The sequence below is a fragment of the Thiemannella venezuelensis genome (assembly GCF_014203605.1).
Taxonomy (GTDB): domain Bacteria; phylum Actinomycetota; class Actinomycetes; order Streptosporangiales; family Streptosporangiaceae; genus Planomonospora_A; species Planomonospora_A venezuelensis.
In genome coordinates this window covers 186,839-201,702 of record NZ_JACHJJ010000011.1, presented here as the reverse complement: position 1 = coordinate 201,702, position 14,864 = coordinate 186,839, and the positions used below count along the sequence as shown (strand labels likewise).

Below are 14,864 nucleotides of genomic sequence, written 5' to 3'. Positions count from 1 at the left end.
CGCGCGGCGCCCGCGGGCTCCGGGGGACCCGTCCCTATCGGCGGCGGGTTCCCATGGTGGAGTTGATGACGGCGTCGGCGTCGTGCGCGTGCACCTTGGCGGCGAGCCGGATCGCCATCTCGTTGGCCCGGCGCAGCTCCGCCTCGACCCTGGCCTTGCCGGACTGGCCGACCTGGATCCCGAAGTAGGCGCCGATGATCGCTCCCGAGACGCCGACCAGACCGGCGAACGTGGAGTCGTCGCCGTCGCCGGTCAGCGCGATCACCACGAACCCGGCCAGGATGACGACCAGGCCGGTGAGGACGACGAAGAACCCGTACCGCCAGCGGGCCGCCTCCGACTCGGCCGCGACCCGCTCGTCCTCGGTCATCATCGCGGCGAGGGCGGGGGGCAGCTCCGCGGTCTCCGCCGCCGGCGGAACGGCCGCGACGGCGGGCCTGGCAGCGGGCTCGGAAGCGGGCAGGGCGGGGGTTTTGGCTGTCGTCACCGGTTCTCCCATATCTCGGTCGGCCAAAAAGAATCTCCCACGCTTTACCGAAACAGACCAAGTCAGATCTTGACCGGCGCGGGACCTGACATTCCTACCAAGGCCGGGCCCGCCCAAACACACCCGGTGAACCCACTAAGCTGGCCCCCCGTGACCGAATTGTCTGCCCTCTCCGCCGTCCCCGCCGGAACCCGCGACGGGGTGCTGCGTTTCTATTTCGGCCCGATGGACTGCGGAAAGTCCACCCTGGCCCTGCAACTGAACTACAACCACGGCCGCCAGGGCAGGCGCGGTCTGGTGCTGACCAAGCACGACCGCTCGGGCGGGCCCCGGATCACCAGCCGGATCGGCCTGGGCAGCGAGGCCGTCGAGGTCGAGGACGACCTCGACCTGGTGGCGCTGGTCCTGGCGCACAAGCCCGTCGACTACGTGATCTGCGACGAGGCCTGCTTCTACACGGTCCCCCAGATCGAGCAGCTCGCCGACCTGGCCGACGACCACGGCGTCGACGTCTACGCCTTCGGCCTGGCCTCCGACTTCCGCTCCCGGATGTTCCCCGCCACGCAGCGCCTGTTCGAACTGGCCGACGAGATCAGCCGCCTGCAGGTCGAGGTGCTGTGCTGGTGCGGGCGGCCCGGCCGGCTGAACGCCCGCGTGGTCGGCGGCGAGCTGGTCCGCACCGGCGAGCAGGTCGTCATCGGCGACACCGGCGCCGACCCGATCCGCTACCAGGTCCTCTGCCGCCGCCACTACCGCTCCGGCGACCTCGGCGACGCCTGACCCGGTCCGGCGCGGCCCCGGTCCGGCGTCAGTCCGGTACGGCCTCCCGGCCGGACAGCGCCCGCGGGAGCCGTACGCCCTCGCGGCGGGCCGCCCAGAATCCCAGCGCGACCAGCGCCGCGACCTCGGTCACGGCCATCCCCCGCTCGACCAGGCCGAGCGGCATCACCCGCCACCAGGGCAGGCCGCTGCGCTCGGCGACCACCACGGCCCCGGCGATGCCCAGCACCCACAGCAGCGAGCCCAGCCCGAGCACGGTCACCGCCAGGGCGGATCCGCGCCACTCGGGGTGGCGCCGCCACGGCCTGGAGATGAGCAGGGCCGCCAGCGGCAGGCTGAGGAAGGCGACGATGCCGCCCACCCGGTGGATGCTCCCGCTGAGGCTCGGCCCGACCGACCAGTCGTGCTTGGGGAACCAGGCCGTCACCAGCAGTCCGGCGCTCCACGCGAGCAGCCCCAGCGCTCCCGCCGACCGGATCGCGGTCAGCCTCCGGCCGACGAGCGAGGCTCCGATCGCCAGCGAGCCCACGGCCAGCAGGGCGACGCCGAGGGAGAAGAGCCACCCGTGCTCGCCGATCCCGTGCTCGCTGATCGTCCGCCGTAGCGGGTCGACCTCGGCCAGGTAGGCCAGGTCCAGTCCGAGCACGATCGCCGCCCCGGCCCCCACCGCTCCCAGTCCTGCACGTGCGGCTCGCTGCACGGTCGTCCTTCCGCCGGTCCCTTTCCCCATCCCAACGGCGGACCGCCCTCCCGGGATTCCGCAGGGCCGTACGGCGGGCCCCCGCCCCGCCTCGGGCCCGGCCGCTCCGCGCCGCCGTACCCCGCCGGGATCAGCCCTTCAGCCTCCGGAAGGTGCGGGCCGAGAGCGGGAGGAAGACCGCGACGAGCAGCACCGGCCATCCGGCCGCCATGAGCATCGCGTGCTGCTCGATCCAGGAGCCTCCCCCGTGCCCGGGGTTGCCGAAGAGCTCGCGGGCGGCCGCGGCCGTCGCCGAGAGCGGGTTCCACGCGGCGATCGCGCCCAGCCAGGCGGGCATGGTGGCCGGGTCGACGAAGACGCCGGACAGGAACCCGACGGGCCAGACGAGGATCTGGACCGAGGTCACCGCCTCCGGCCCGCCCGCGGCGAGACCGATGAAGATGCCCACCCAGAGCAGGGCGAAGCGCAGCAGGAGCAGCAGCCCGACGGCGGCCAGGGCGGCGCCCGGACCGCCGTGCCAGCTCCAGCCCAGCAGCAGCCCTGCGCCGATCATGACGGCCAGGCCGCCGACCGAGTTGAGCATGTCGGCGGCGCACCGGCCCAGCACGACGGCCGAGGAGCTCATCGGCAGCGAGCGGAACCGGTCGGTCACCCCCCTGGCGGCGTCCGTCGTCACCGCCGTCATGGTGGTCTCCAGGCCGAAGAGCATGGTCAGCGTGAACATGCCGGGCATGAGGAACTCGAAGTAGCCGCCCCCGCCGGGCACGCTGATCGCGCCGCCGAACAGGCCGCCGAACATCAGCACGGTCATGACGGGGAAGAGCCAGCCGACGATGACCGTGCCGGGCCGCAGCGCCCAGTGGTTCAGGTCGCGCAGCGTGATCGTCCAGGCGTCCGCCAGTGCCCGGCCGAGCCGGGGCAGCGGCGCGCCGGAGGGGAGGCGGCGGGTGGTGGCGTTCATACGGTCTCCTCTGCCGGGTCCTCGGGTCCGGTGGCCGCGTTCACGCGCGCCGCCGGTCTCTCCGCCTCGGTGCCCGCGGCCCCTCCGGTCAGGTGGAGGAAGACCTCGTCGAGCGTCGGGCGGCGGAGCGTGATGTCCTCCGGCTCGATCCCCGCCTCGTTCAGCGCGGTCGCGACCCGGACGAGCGCCCTGGTGCGCTCGGCGACGGGGACGCCGATCCGGTGGGCGGGGCCGTCGAGGCGCAGCTCCCCGGAGGCGACCCGGGCGGCGATGGGCCTGGCCGCCTCGGCGTCCGCCGGGCCGGCGAACACGATCTCGATCCAGTCGCCGCCGAGGGCGGACTTGAGCCCGTCGGGGGTGCCCTCCGCGACGACCCGGCCCTCCTTCAGCATGGAGACGCGGTCGGCCAGCCGGTCGGCCTCCTCCAGGTACTGCGTGGTCAGCAGGACCGTGGTGCCCTCGTCCACCAGCTCGCGCACGGCCGTCCACACCTCCCGGCGGGCGGCGGGGTCGAGGCCGGTGGTCGGCTCGTCGACGAACAGCACCGGCGGCGAGACGACGAGGCTCGCCGCGAGGTCGAGCCTGCGGCGCATGCCGCCCGAGTAGCCGCCCACCGGTCTGCCCGCGGCCCCGGCCAGCGAGAACCGCTCCAGGAGCTCGTCCGCCCGCCGCCTGGCCGCCGCGACGGGCAGGCGGTTCAGCCGGCCGAACATCACCAGGTTCTGCCGGCCGGTCAGGATCTCGTCGACCGCGGCGTACTGGCCCACCAGCCCGATGCGCTCGCGGACCCGGCGTCCCTGCGTCCGCACGTCGAACCCGGCGACGCTCGCCCGGCCCGCGTCCATCTCCAGCAGCGTGGACAGGATCCGGACCGCCGTGGTCTTCCCCGCTCCGTTCGGGCCCAGCAGCCCGCAGACGGATCCTGCGGCGACCCGCAGGTCGAACCCGTTCAGCCCGGTGCCGTCGGGGGCTCCCGGGTAACGCTTCCGCACGCCTTCCGCGGTGATCGTGCTCTCCGCCTCTTGCATCGTCGTCCTCCTCCCGCGCGCCGGATCCGGCCGTCTCCGCCGTCCCGGTCGCGCTGCGGCGCGGACTCTACCGTACATTGTACCGTACATCGTACGGAAGGCGGTACGATGAGGCCGACGACGAGGGTGGGAGTGTGTTCCGGTGGACGGGAAGAAGAGTTCCGGCGGCGACCCGGCCCGGAGCCTGGCGCTGCTGTGGGGGTCGCACACCAGGGCGGGGCGGTCCGGACTGACGGTGCGGGCGATCATCGAGGCCGCCGTCGGGATCGCCGACGCCGAGGGGCTCGACGCGCTGTCCATGCGCCGGGTCGCCGAGCGGCTGGGCGTGGGCACCATGTCCCTCTACACGCACGTTCCGGGCAAGGCCGAGCTGGCCGACCTGATGACGGACACCGTCTACGGGGAGCTCTACGGCGCCGTGGACGAGCCCTCGTCGCAGCCCGGCGGGTGGCGGGAGGCCATGGAGTTCGTCGCCGCGCGCAACTGGGAGCTCTACCGGCGGCACCCCTGGATGCTGCAGACCGTCACCGCCCGGCCGGTGGTCGGCCCGAACGCCTCGCTCAAGTACGAGGCCGAGCTCCGCCCGCTGGACGGCATCGGCCTGTCCGACGTCGAGATGGACTCCGTCCTCGCCCTGGTCCTGACCCACGTCGAGGGCGCCGCCCGGGTCCGGGCGAGCCTGGCGCAGGTGCAGCGGGACACGGGGATGAGCGAGACCGAGTGGTGGCTGGCGAGCGCGCCCGTCCTCGACAAGGTCATGGACCCCTCCCGCTTCCCGGTGGCCTCCCGGGTCGGCACGGCGGCGGGCGAGTCGCACCAGGGGGCCGCCGACCCCGACCACGCCCTCACCTTCGGGCTGGCGCGGATCCTCGACGGGGTCGAGGCACTGATGGCGGGGAGGTAGCCGGCCCCCGAGGACCGGGGCGGAAGGCTCAGGGGGCGGCGGCGATCTCCTCCAGGCGGGCGGCGAGCTGGGCGGGGTCGCCGTCGACCAGCGCGGAGACCCCGCGCCACCAGGCGAACCACTCGCCGCTGCGCCACATCCAGTCGACCCGCTCGATCGCGGCGACGACGTCGCCCTTGACCTGCCACTCAGGACCCGCCTGCTCGGCCGTGGCGCCGTGGCGCAGCGTCCAGGCGCGCAGGGTCCGCGCGGCCGCGGCGTCCACCGGGGCGCCGTACGGATCCGGGTCCTCGCCGTCGAGGCGGTGCGGGCCCAGGCCCGCCGCCACGCCCCAGCTCCACTGGGCCTCCGCAGGACGGGAGTAGCGGAGCGAGTTGAAGTCCAGGTTCGAGCCGAGGTCGTCGTCGGGGCGGCGGATCACCACGGCGTCGAGCCGCCCGCCGGCGTCGAAGGAGACCACGATCCGCCGGCCCGGCACGGCGTCGCGCGGGAGCTCGACCCGGTCCTCGGCCTGCCAGGAGTTCAGGTCGGTGACCGCGGCGGGCGGACCCCAGGCCCGGTCCGCGGCGTCGTCGGCGATCCAGGCGGCCAGCATCTCCAGCACGGTCAGGTCGGTCCACGGGTCGACGGCGGTCGCGGTGCGGAGCACCTCGTCGGGGGCGGGCCGCTTGCCGCCCCCGCTCCGCTCCCACCACTCCGCTCCCAGCTCGCGGGTGCCCACCAGCAGCCCGGCCAGTGAGGCGAGCTCGGCGGACCGGCGGGTCAGCGGGGCACCGCGGGCGAGCTCGGCGCAGCGCGCGACCCGGTCGCCGCCCAGCACCGCCGCCGCCTCCCGCAGCAGGGCGCCGGCGGACGGCCGCTCCTCACCGAGGAGGTCGCGGATCAGTCGTCTGGCCTCGGTCCGGGCATCCTCCGCACGTGCCTCGCGCATACCGTCACGTTACGCCGGAAGATCTCCAATCGCGAGGGTTTGTGAAGGATCGCCCCTTCCAAGGGGTACGGCCCGGCGGAACCGGTTCCCGGCCGCACCCCGCCGGACCTGCTCCGGAGGTCAGCCCTTCCGGCCGGCGCGGCCGAGCAGCCAGCCGATCACGGCGCTGCCGAGCGCGACCCCCGCGCCCATGCCGAACGCGGTGACCACCGTCCACGCGGGCACGCCCTGGCGCGGCGCCGGCGCGGGCCGCTCGAAGACCTGGGCCTCTCCGGAACGGGCGGGCACGGGAGCCGCGGCGTCCCCGGCCCCCGGCGTCCCCGGCGCGGCAAGCCCGTCGGGGACGAGGCCGGGTCCTCCGGAGACCAGGTGACTCTCGACCGCGGAGAAGAACTCCCCCGCGGTCCGCTTCGCCACCGTGCCGAGCATGCGCTGGCCCACACCGCCGATCATGCCGCCGACCACGGCCTCGGCGTCGTAGTCGACCCGGGTGCCGCCGTCGACCTCGCTGAGCCGTACCTCCACGGTGGCGTCCACGGTGCCGGGCGCGCCCTGACCGCGGGCCCGCAGCACGAAGCGGTGCGGGGCCTCGGGCTCGGACAGGGCGACCTCGCCCTGGTAGAGGCCCTTGATCGAGGCCACCCCCGCGGTGACGGTCATCCGGTAGGTGTCGGGCCCCGTCTCCTCCAGGCGCTCGCACCCCGGGATCGTGCGCACCAGCACGGCCGGATCCTGCAGCGCGGACCACACCCGGTCCCTGTCGGCGCCGAGCACGGCGCTGCCTACGACTTTCACACCCAGCACCCTAGGCAATCGCCGGCCGCGGGGTTAAGAGCAACATCTGCCCTCCGGCGCCGCCGGCGGTTGTCATCCCTCGGAGCACCGGGACCCGGCGCGCCCGTCCGGCACCGGCCCCCCGCCCTCCGCCCGCGCGGACCGCGAGCGCTCCGCGATGATCTGGGCGTACACCGAGAGAGCGACCTCGCCGGGCGTGCGGGAGCCGAGGTCGAGCCCGGCCGGGGCGTGCACCCGCTCGCCGCCCTCCACCTCGGCGAGCACGGCCGCGGCACGGCGGCGGCTGGCGATCAGCCCGACGTACGGCACGCCCGCACGCAGCGCCGCCGCGAGCGCCGGGACCTCGCCGACGCCGTGCGAGGCCACCACCGCGGCCGCGGTGTCCGGCGGCGGCGGGCCGGCGGCCCGTTCGACCTGGTACCCCAGGGCGGCGCCGACCCGCTCCAGCGCCATCGCGATCGGACTCTCGCCGCACACCTGGACGAGCACGGGCGGCAGCACCGCCTCCAGGAAGATCTCCAGCGTCCCGCCGGACAGGCAGGGCTGCCCGACCGCGACCAGGCCCTCCTCCTCGTACGGCTCCATCACCGCCGGGGTGATGCGCAGCAGCGTCGAGTTCCCGCTGCGCAGCAGCCGCAGGCTCTGGGCGCGCACGGTCGAGGTGGCGCACTGCCCGCCGACGAAGCCCTCGATGGTCCCGTCGGCACGCACCAGCGCCCGGTCGCCCGGCTTGGCGCTGGTGGGCCGCTCGGCCCGGACGACCGTCGCCATGACGTACGGCTCCCGCCCGGCGCGCGGCGGGTCCGCCGGGCGGCCCGGCGCCTCGGTGGTGCGGGCGCGGGGCTCCGGCATGCCCAGGAATTCGCTCACGGATCCTCCTCCGTCGGTCGCGCCCGCCGTGTCCCCGGACCGCTCAGGTGATCGCCAGGTCCGTCCGGAGCGGCTCGCCCTGCAGGGTGCTCCACACGTTGGCGGGGGTGAGCGGCATGTCGGCGTGGCGGACGCCGTACGGCCGCAGCGCGTCGAGCACCGCGTTGACCACCGCGACGGGCGAGCCGACCGTGGCCGACTCCCCCACGCCCTTGGCGCCGATCGGGTGGTGCGGCGAGGGGGTGACGGTCTCGCCGAGCTCCCAGGACGGGCACTCCATCGAGGTCGGCAGCAGGTAGTCCATGAAGGAGGCGCCCAGGTGGTTGCCGTCCTCGTCGAAGGCCATCAGCTGCATCAGCGCCATCCCGACCCCGTCGGCCAGGCCGCCGTGGATCTGGCCCTCGACGATCATCGGGTTGATCCGCACCCCGCAGTCGTCGACGGCCGTGAACCGGCGGACCTTCACCTGGCCGGTGCCGGGGTCCACCTCCACGACGCAGACGTACGCGCCGAAGGGATAGGTGAGGTTGGGCGGGTTGTAGACGGTCACGGCGTCCAGGTGGCCCTCGACGCCCTCGGGCAGCTCCAGGTTCGAGTGGGCCGCCATCGCGATCTCCTGGATGCTCCGGCCGTGCTCCGCCGAGCCCTGGACCGACCAGCGTCCCCCGGTCTCGGAGACCGACCACTCCAGGTCGTCCGGGGAGGCCTCCAGCATCGCCGCGGCGACCAGCCGGGCCCGCTCCCTGACCTTCCTGGCCACGATCGCGGTCGCCGCGCCGGAGACCGGGGTGGAGCGGGAGCCGTACGTCCCCAGCCCGAAGGGGGTCTGGTCGGTGTCGCCGTGGACCACCTCGACGTCGTCCGGGGAGACGCCCAGTTCGTGCGCGACGATCTGCGCGAACGTGGTTTCGTGGCCCTGGCCCTGCGACTGGCAGGAGACCCGGAGCACGGCCTTGCCGGTCGGGTGCACGCGCAGCTCGGCTCCGTCGGCCATGCCGAGGCCGAGGATGTCCATGTGCTTGCGCGGGCCCGCGCCGACGGCCTCGGTGAAGAAGCTGATCCCGACGCCGAGCAGCGGGCCGCCGCCGCGCCGCCGCTCGGCCTGCTCGGCGCGGAGCTTGTCGTACTCGGCCATGTCCAGGGCCAGGCGCAGCGCCCTGGGGTAGTCGCCGGAGTCGTACTCCCAGCCGGTGGGCGAGGTGTAGGGGAAGCGCTCGGGCCGGATGAGATTCTTCATCCGCAGTTCGGCCGGGTCGGCGTCCAGCTCGCAGGCGAGCACGTCGATCATGCGCTCGACCAGGTAGACCGCCTCGGTGATGCGGAAGGAGCAGGCGTAGGCGACGCCGCCGGGGGCCTTGTTGGTGTAGACGCCGGTGACCTCGCAGTGCGCGGCCTCGATGTCGTAGGAGCCGGTGAAGACGCCGAAGAACCCGGCGGGGAACTTCGTCGGCTGGGCGGTGCCGTTGAACGCGCCGTGGTCGGCGAGGACCTTGACGCGGATGGCCAGGATCCTCCCGTCGCGGGTCGCCGCGACCTCGCCGCGCATGTGGTAGTCGCGAGCGAAGGCGGTGCTCATCAGGTTCTCGGAGCGGTCCTCCATCCACTTGACCGGGCGGCCCGTGGCGATGGAGCCGACGATCGCGCATACATATCCCGGATATATCCCGACTTTGCCGCCGAAGCCGCCGCCGATGTCCGGGGAGATCACCCGGATCTTGTGCTCGGGCAGCCCGGCCACCAGCGCGTAGAGCGTGCGGTGCGCGTGCGGGGCCTGCGTCGGGCACCAGACGGTGAGCTTGCCGGTGACCCTGTCGAAGTCGGCGACCGCCCCGCAGGTCTCCAGCGGCGCGGGGTGCACGCGCGGGTAGAGCATGTCCTGCGCGACCGTCACCTCGGCCCGCTCGAAGACCGCGTCGGTCTGCTCGCGATCACCCGCCTCCCAGTCGAAGATGTGGTTGCCCGTCCGGCCCTCGACGTCGTCGCGGATCACCGGGGCACCCTCGTCCAGCGCGCGGCGCGCGTCGATCACCGGCTCCAGCGGCTCGTACTCGACCTCGATGAGCTCCAGCGCGTCCCGCGCCGTGTAGGCGTCCTCGGCGACGACGAACGCCACCTCCTGCCCCTGGTAGCGGACCTTGTCGGTGGCCAGTACGGCCTGCACGTCGGCGGAGAGGGTCGGCATCCAGGCCAGCCCCATCCCGGCCAGGGTCTCGCCGGTGATCACCGCCTTGACCCCGGGGTGCGCCTCGGCGGCCGAGGCGTCGACCGAGACGATCCGGGCGTGCGCGTACGGGCTGCGCAGGATCGCGCCGTGCAGCATGCCGGGCAGCCGGACGTCGTCGACGTAGGTACCGCGGCCCCGGACGAAACGCGCGTCCTCCTTGCGGTGCATCCGGCCGAAGCCCATGGGGGCCGCCGTCGTGCCCTCGGTCATGCCCTCGTCCCTTCGTGCGTCCCCTCACCCGTCGCGCGGCCGGCTCCCCCGTGGTCCGCCCCGCCCCGATCCGCCCCGCCCCGATCCGCCCTGCCCTGGTCCGCCCCGCGCCGGCCCGCTTCCTGCCGGGCCGCCCAGCGGACGGAGCGGACGATGTTCTCGTAGCCGGTGCACCGGCAGAGCTGGCCGGAGATCGCCTCGCGGATCCGGCCCTCGTCCGGGTCGGGGTCGCGGTCGAGCAGCCAGCGGGCGGTCAGCATCATGCCGGGCGTGCAGAAGCCGCACTGCAGGCCGTGGCACTCGGCGAAGCCCTTCTGCACGGCGTCGAGCTCGCCGCCGCGCTCCAGGCCCTCGACCGTGGTGACCTGCTGCCCGTCGCACATCACGGCGAGCACGGTGCACGACTTGACCGGCGTGCCGTCCAGGTGGACCACGCACGCGCCGCAGTTGGAGGTGTCGCAGCCCCAGTGGGTGCCGGTCAGCGCCAGCTCGTCCCGGACGAAGTGCACCAGCAGCAGCCGCGGCTCGACGTCCCTGGTGTACGGCTGCCCGTTCACGGTCACGGTGATCTGCACGGTCACTCTTCTCCCTCCGGACTCCCCGCCCGGGCGGCGGCCCTGGTCAGCACGCGGCGGACGAGCTCTCCGGCCAGGTGGCGCTTGTAGGCCGCCGGGCCACGCTGGTCCGCCCTGGGGTTGCAGTGCGCGGCGGCGATCCGCCCGGCCTCCGCGAAGGCCGCCGCACCCGGGGCCCTTCCCACCAGGTACGCCTCGGCCTCCGGGGCGGCGAAGTGCTCGGCGCCGACGGCGGTCAGCCCGATCCCGGCCTCGGCGATCACCCCGTCGCCGAGGCGGAGCAGCGACCCGGCCGCGGCGACCGGCCAGTCGCCCGCCCGGCGCTCGACCTTCTCGTAGGCGCTGCCGGCGCCGGGCCGGATCGGCACCCGGAGCCCGGTGAGCAGTTCGCCGGGCTCCACGGCCGTCTCGTACGGCCCGCGGTGGAAGTCCCTGATCGGCACCTCGCGGACGCCGCCCGGTCCCTGGACCAGCGCCGTGGCCCGGACCGCGGCGAAGGCGGCCGAGAGGTCCTCCGACGGGTCGGCCTGGCAGAGTGAGCCGCCGACCGTGCCCCGGTTGCGGACCACAGGGTCGGCGATCACCCGCTCTGCATCATGAAAAATCGGGAAATATCGCCCGACTTCAGGGTCGGCGAGAAGCTCCGCATGCCGTACCAGCGCCCCGACGAGCAGCGCGTCCCCCTCCACTCCGAGGGCGGAGAGCTCGGCCAGGCCGTTGATGTCGATCAGCACCTCGGGCCGGGCCAGCCGCAGTTTCATCATCGGGATGAGGCTGTGCCCTCCGGCGATCACCCGGGACTCCGGGCCGTGCCGTTCCAGAAGGGCGAGCGCGTGCGGCACGCTGTTCGCCCTCTCGTACTCGAACCGTGCGGGAACCTGCATCGAGTGCCTCCCGGGGACGCGTTGCGCCCATCCTCGTCCGCCGGAGGCGATCGGACAATCCGCAATCAAGCATTTGCTCGATCGGGCCTCCCCGGACGGCGCGCGTCCCGGTTCCGCGACCGGCGGGGCGGCGTGTGGATGTCGAAGTGGATGCTCTCCTGCGCCAGGATCGAGTGCGGCTCGGACTCCGGCGCGGTCAGGCCGAGATCCTCGAAGACCCGGAACCGGGCGGCTGAGGCGGCCAGGTGGCGGGGGCGCATCGGCGGGTGCCAGATGCTGTAGGTGCCGACCCGGCCGCCCCGGCGGCGGTACCAGCCGAGGGTGGGATGGGTGAGCATCTCCATCCAGTGGCTCTCCCCGGTGAACCCGTCCAGGCTCCCGGGCGGCGCGGGGAGCTCCGCGGCCTCGCAGCGCACGCCGTCGCCGTCCAGCCGCCAGCGCGCCGGGGCGGCGCGCCAGTCGGCGGTGATCGCGATGCGGGCCCGGCTCCACGGCATGCCCCACAGCAGCCGGGGCACCGCGACCACCGGATGGTCCAGGGCGGTGCCGAAGAACCAGACGCCGGGCTCGCCGCCCGCCGTGACGTAGGCGCGGTAGTTGATCTGGCCGCAGCTGATCGCCGCCGGCGGGCAGAAGCGGAAGTGGAAGTCCCGGTCGCGGAAGGCGACCGCGGAGACCATGGCCGCGGACTCCCCGTCGGCGAAGGCGAACTCCATCGGGGCGAACCCGGCGGGCAGCAGTGCGGCGAGGGCGCCGGCGGGCACCCGGTAGCTGATGATCGCGAAGTCGTCGAGCTCGGTCTCGGCGTGGTGCCAGCGCAGGCGCGGCCGGGGAGTCCCGCTGAAGGTCATGGCGGAGAGGATAGGCGCACCGTCACTCCTCCTCGTCCTGGTCCCGGTGGTGGTCGAGGTTGGCGGTGCCGCGCTTCCAGTAGCCGTCGACGTCCGTCCACTCCCTGGGGTGGCCGATCGCGCGCAGGTGGCGGCGGATGGGCTTGAGGACCCCGGCCTCCCCCGCGATCCAGGCGAACCCGTCCCCCGGCGGGAGCTCCAGCCCCGCCACGGCCCGCTCCAGCACGTCGGAGGAGCCGGGGGCGGCGCCGTCGCGGTGCAGCCAGGTCAGTGTGACGTCGGCGGCGGTCTCCAGGTGCTGCTCCTCGCGGGCGTCGGCGACCTCGGCGAAGGCGATGGCCCGCGCGCCCGCGGGCAGCGCCTCCAGCCAGCGGGCCAGGGCGGGCAGGCCGGTCTCGTCGGCGGCCAGGAGGTACCAGTCGAAGTCGAAGGGGACCACGACGGAGCCCCGCGGCCCGAGCACGCCGATCCGCTGCCCCGGCGCGGCCTGGGCCGCCCAGGTGGAGGCGGGGCCGTGGCCGTGGACCACCATGTCGATGTCGAGCTCGCCCGCCTCCGGGCGGTGCTGCCGGACGGTGTAGTCGCGGAAGACCGGGCGGGGGGCGCCGGGCGGCAGTTCCCAGCCGCCGGGGCCGATGGCCGGCATGACCGGCAGCTCGGCCCCGTCCACCGGGAAGAACAACTTGACGTGGTCCTGGGGCGCCCGCTCCTGGAAGCCCGCCAGCCCGTCACCGGTGAGGGTCACCCGCACGGTCGTGGGAGTGATCCATTCGGCGCGCCCCACCTCCAGCAGGCGGGGCGTGAGGTCGTACCGGACGATCCGGGTCTCATGCATGATCAGATTTCGCCGCTTTCGATGTAAATTAGGTAAGGCTTAGCTAAGATGCATCCGCCCCGGCCTGATGTCAACCAGAGAGCCGTCTCTGGCGGCACCTACACCCTGGCCCTGAGGCAGAGCCGCACCATGGCTCTCAACCGGTTCGCCGGCTCGCTCTCGCAGGCTCTGGGATACCGGATCGGCCGTTTCGACGACTGGGTCCAGGCTCTCGACACCGCTGTGGACCCGCTGTCGCGATCGGGGACCGCCACCCCTCCGCTCCTGGTCCTCGACGAGCTTCCCTACCTGAGCGCACACTCGCCCGAACCGCCCTCGGCCATCCAGGCCCTCTACGACCAGCGGGGGCCTTCCACGGGACATTCGCCTTTCAAGCTGATCCTGTGCGGATCCGCCCTCTCGGTGATGTCCACACTGCTCTCCGGCGATCAGGCGCTGCGAGGCCGCGCGGTGCTGGACATGAGGATCGGCCCGTTCCGCCACCGCGACGCCGCGGCCTTCTGGGAGTCCGGCCCCGAGACCGCGTTTCTCGTCGATGCGGCCATCGGGGGCGCACCCGGATACCGCGATGTCATCGGCTCCCCTCCGCTGCCGGGCGGCTTCGGCGACTGGCTGGAGGCAAGTCTCCTCGACCCCTCGCACATTTTGTCTCGCACGGCTGGGATGCCCATGACGCGGCGTTCATCGTGTTCTCGCGCTCCGGCTTCACCGGCGACCTGGAGGATGCGGCCGCCTCCGGGCGGGTCGGCCTCATCGACCTGGCGAAGCTGTACGGAGCGCCCTCCTGAGCGGGCTCCCGGTAGGCAAGCCCGGTCCCGCCGACCTCCGCGAGGAGACCTTCCTCGAGAGGTGACCCCCGCGACCGGATTCCGGCCGGCATCCCACCCCTGGCAGGATGGTCACCCATGGCGGGGGATAAATCACGAAAAATCGGGTTGGCAGCCATGCTGGCGGTCCTGGCCGCGGCCGGGTGCGGAACCGCCGGGGAGCAGGGTCCCGCCGCCGGAGCGTCCCCGCAGGCAGCCGGTACGGCCTCCGCCCGCCCGACCGCCTCGCCCGCTCCCGCCGGCCCGCCGGGCGCGCTGCCGGAGCCGGGCGAGGTGGACCGCGTCCCCCGGCCCGCCGACGGGCTGCCACCGGTGATCAGTTCCATCCCGACCAGGCGGAAGGTCGTCTTCCTCACCATCGACGACGGCTGGGAGCAGGATCCGGGCTTCGTCAGGCAGGTCCGCGAGGAGCGCATCCCCATCGCCGCCTTCGTCACCCGCGACGCCGTCGAGGCGCGGGGCGCGGCCGATCCGACCGCCCAGGGCGGGAAGTACCTGGGCGCCGGCGGGTGGGACTACGTCCGGAGCCTGCGCGAGGCGGGCGCGACGGTCGAGAACCACACCCTGACCCATCCCAGCCTGCCCGCGCTCGGCTACGAGGGGCAGCGCGCCGAGATCTGCGGCGCCGCCAAGCTGATCCGCAGGCGGACCGGGACCGCGCCGGCGCTGCTGCGCCCGCCGTTCGGCAACCACAACACGCTGACCCGGCGGGCGGCCAAGGCCTGCGGGGCCAGGGCCCTGCTGCTCTGGACCGCGACGGTCCAGCCGGGCGGGAAGATCGCCTACCAGGTCCCGGACAAGAAGCTCCGCCCCGGCGACGTGCTGCTGCTGCACTTCCGCCCCGGCCTGTCGCGGGACTTCCGCATCCTCCTCGACAAGATCAGGCGCCGCGGCTTCGAGCTCGGCAACCTCGACGCCTACCTCAGGGCCGCCGGAGTCACCGGTCCGCCCGCACCTTGAGACGCGGACCCGAGACGCCCCGAGACGCGGACGGCCCGCCCC

The 14,864-nt window shown here is 74.0% G+C and carries 15 protein-coding genes; 3 read left to right on the top strand and 12 right to left on the bottom strand.

The features are described from left to right. Nucleotides 1-34: 34 nt before the first annotated feature. Complete coding sequence (locus FHS22_RS18195; RefSeq protein WP_184943175.1) at nucleotides 35-487, bottom strand: hypothetical protein; 453 nt, start codon at nucleotides 485-487, stop codon at nucleotides 35-37. 150 nt (nucleotides 488-637) lie between these two features. Here FHS22_RS18195 and FHS22_RS18190 point away from each other — a divergent pair, with 150 nt between their 5' ends. Next, nucleotides 638-1,267 carry a thymidine kinase gene (locus FHS22_RS18190; protein ID WP_338047802.1) on the top strand — a complete coding sequence of 210 codons (630 nt, stop codon included), beginning with the start codon at nucleotides 638-640 and terminating at the stop codon, nucleotides 1,265-1,267. Nucleotides 1,268-1,295: 28 nt separating this feature from the next. Here the strand turns inward: FHS22_RS18190 and FHS22_RS18185 are convergent, their stop codons facing one another. The 3 genes from FHS22_RS18185 to FHS22_RS18175 all read right to left on the bottom strand — a co-directional run bounded on the left by FHS22_RS18185 (nucleotide 1,296) and on the right by FHS22_RS18175 (nucleotide 3,956). After that, entirely contained in the window at nucleotides 1,296-1,967 is a 672-nt protein-coding gene (locus tag FHS22_RS18185; RefSeq protein WP_184943174.1) for a DUF998 domain-containing protein, read from the bottom strand. Nucleotides 1,968-2,097: 130 nt separating this feature from the next. Continuing rightward, entirely contained in the window at nucleotides 2,098-2,928 is an 831-nt protein-coding gene (locus FHS22_RS18180) for an ABC transporter permease (protein WP_184943172.1), read from the bottom strand. Next, entirely contained in the window at nucleotides 2,925-3,956 is a 1,032-nt protein-coding gene (locus tag FHS22_RS18175; RefSeq protein ID WP_184943169.1) for an ATP-binding cassette domain-containing protein, read from the bottom strand. The genes FHS22_RS18180 and FHS22_RS18175 overlap by 4 nt, the downstream gene beginning before the upstream one ends. 142 nt (nucleotides 3,957-4,098) lie before the next feature. On the opposite strand from FHS22_RS18175, the gene FHS22_RS18170 reads away from it, so the two are divergent. After that, on the top strand, nucleotides 4,099-4,860 hold the full coding sequence (locus FHS22_RS18170; protein WP_184943167.1) for a TetR/AcrR family transcriptional regulator: 762 nt from the start codon (nucleotides 4,099-4,101) through the stop codon (nucleotides 4,858-4,860). A 28-nt stretch (nucleotides 4,861-4,888) separates the two neighbouring features. Here FHS22_RS18170 and FHS22_RS18165 read toward each other — a convergent pair whose 3' ends face one another. From FHS22_RS18165 to FHS22_RS18130, 8 genes are all read right to left on the bottom strand, one after another. Next, nucleotides 4,889-5,791, bottom strand: coding sequence for a hypothetical protein (locus tag FHS22_RS18165; protein ID WP_184943165.1), 903 nt, complete (start codon nucleotides 5,789-5,791; stop codon nucleotides 4,889-4,891). 120 nt (nucleotides 5,792-5,911) lie between these two features. Continuing rightward, nucleotides 5,912-6,586, bottom strand: a complete 675-nt coding sequence (locus FHS22_RS18160) for an SRPBCC domain-containing protein (RefSeq protein ID WP_184943164.1) — start codon at nucleotides 6,584-6,586, stop codon at nucleotides 5,912-5,914. A gap of 72 nt (nucleotides 6,587-6,658) precedes the next feature. Beyond that, nucleotides 6,659-7,456: an XdhC family protein gene (locus FHS22_RS18155; protein WP_221473767.1), complete on the bottom strand. Its 798-nt coding sequence runs from the start codon at nucleotides 7,454-7,456 to the stop codon at nucleotides 6,659-6,661. A gap of 43 nt (nucleotides 7,457-7,499) precedes the next feature. Next, nucleotides 7,500-9,890: an aerobic carbon-monoxide dehydrogenase large subunit gene (locus FHS22_RS18150; protein ID WP_260408032.1), complete on the bottom strand. Its 2,391-nt coding sequence runs from the start codon at nucleotides 9,888-9,890 to the stop codon at nucleotides 7,500-7,502. Further along, on the bottom strand, nucleotides 9,887-10,471 hold the full coding sequence (locus tag FHS22_RS18145; RefSeq protein ID WP_221473766.1) for a (2Fe-2S)-binding protein: 585 nt from the start codon (nucleotides 10,469-10,471) through the stop codon (nucleotides 9,887-9,889). The genes FHS22_RS18150 and FHS22_RS18145 overlap by 4 nt, the downstream gene beginning before the upstream one ends. Then, a complete protein-coding gene (locus FHS22_RS18140; protein WP_184943162.1) occupies nucleotides 10,468-11,349 on the bottom strand; it encodes an FAD binding domain-containing protein in 882 nt (293 codons plus the stop codon). The genes FHS22_RS18145 and FHS22_RS18140 overlap by 4 nt, the downstream gene beginning before the upstream one ends. 65 nt (nucleotides 11,350-11,414) lie before the next feature. After that, nucleotides 11,415-12,200 carry a DUF2071 domain-containing protein gene (locus FHS22_RS18135; RefSeq protein ID WP_184943160.1) on the bottom strand — a complete coding sequence of 262 codons (786 nt, stop codon included), beginning with the start codon at nucleotides 12,198-12,200 and terminating at the stop codon, nucleotides 11,415-11,417. A gap of 22 nt (nucleotides 12,201-12,222) precedes the next feature. Next, complete coding sequence (locus FHS22_RS18130; RefSeq protein WP_184943159.1) at nucleotides 12,223-13,035, bottom strand: siderophore-interacting protein; 813 nt, start codon at nucleotides 13,033-13,035, stop codon at nucleotides 12,223-12,225. 944 nt (nucleotides 13,036-13,979) lie between these two features. Here FHS22_RS18130 and FHS22_RS18125 point away from each other — a divergent pair. After that, the gene (locus tag FHS22_RS18125) at nucleotides 13,980-14,822 is read left to right on the top strand and encodes a polysaccharide deacetylase family protein (RefSeq protein ID WP_260408061.1); all 843 of its coding nucleotides are present in this window, start codon (nucleotides 13,980-13,982) and stop codon (nucleotides 14,820-14,822) included. The last annotated feature ends 42 nt before the right edge of the window (nucleotides 14,823-14,864 follow it).

Bases quoted from the DNA above. Each gene is read 5' to 3' on its own strand.
- FHS22_RS18180 (WP_184943172.1), bottom strand. From the start codon at position 2,928: ATGAACGCCACCACCCGCCGCCTCCCCTCCGGCGCGCCGCTGCCCCGG.
- FHS22_RS18175 (WP_184943169.1), bottom strand. From the start codon at position 3,956: ATGCAAGAGGCGGAGAGCACGATCACCGCGGAAGGCGTGCGGAAGCGT.
- FHS22_RS18165 (WP_184943165.1), bottom strand. From the start codon at position 5,791: ATGCGCGAGGCACGTGCGGAGGATGCCCGGACCGAGGCCAGACGACTG.
- FHS22_RS18150 (WP_260408032.1), bottom strand. From the start codon at position 9,890: ATGACCGAGGGCACGACGGCGGCCCCCATGGGCTTCGGCCGGATGCAC.
- FHS22_RS18140 (WP_184943162.1), bottom strand. From the start codon at position 11,349: ATGCAGGTTCCCGCACGGTTCGAGTACGAGAGGGCGAACAGCGTGCCG.
- FHS22_RS18135 (WP_184943160.1), bottom strand. From the start codon at position 12,200: ATGACCTTCAGCGGGACTCCCCGGCCGCGCCTGCGCTGGCACCACGCC.
- FHS22_RS18130 (WP_184943159.1), bottom strand. From the start codon at position 13,035: ATGCATGAGACCCGGATCGTCCGGTACGACCTCACGCCCCGCCTGCTG.
- FHS22_RS18125 (WP_260408061.1), top strand. From the start codon at position 13,980: ATGCTGGCGGTCCTGGCCGCGGCCGGGTGCGGAACCGCCGGGGAGCAG.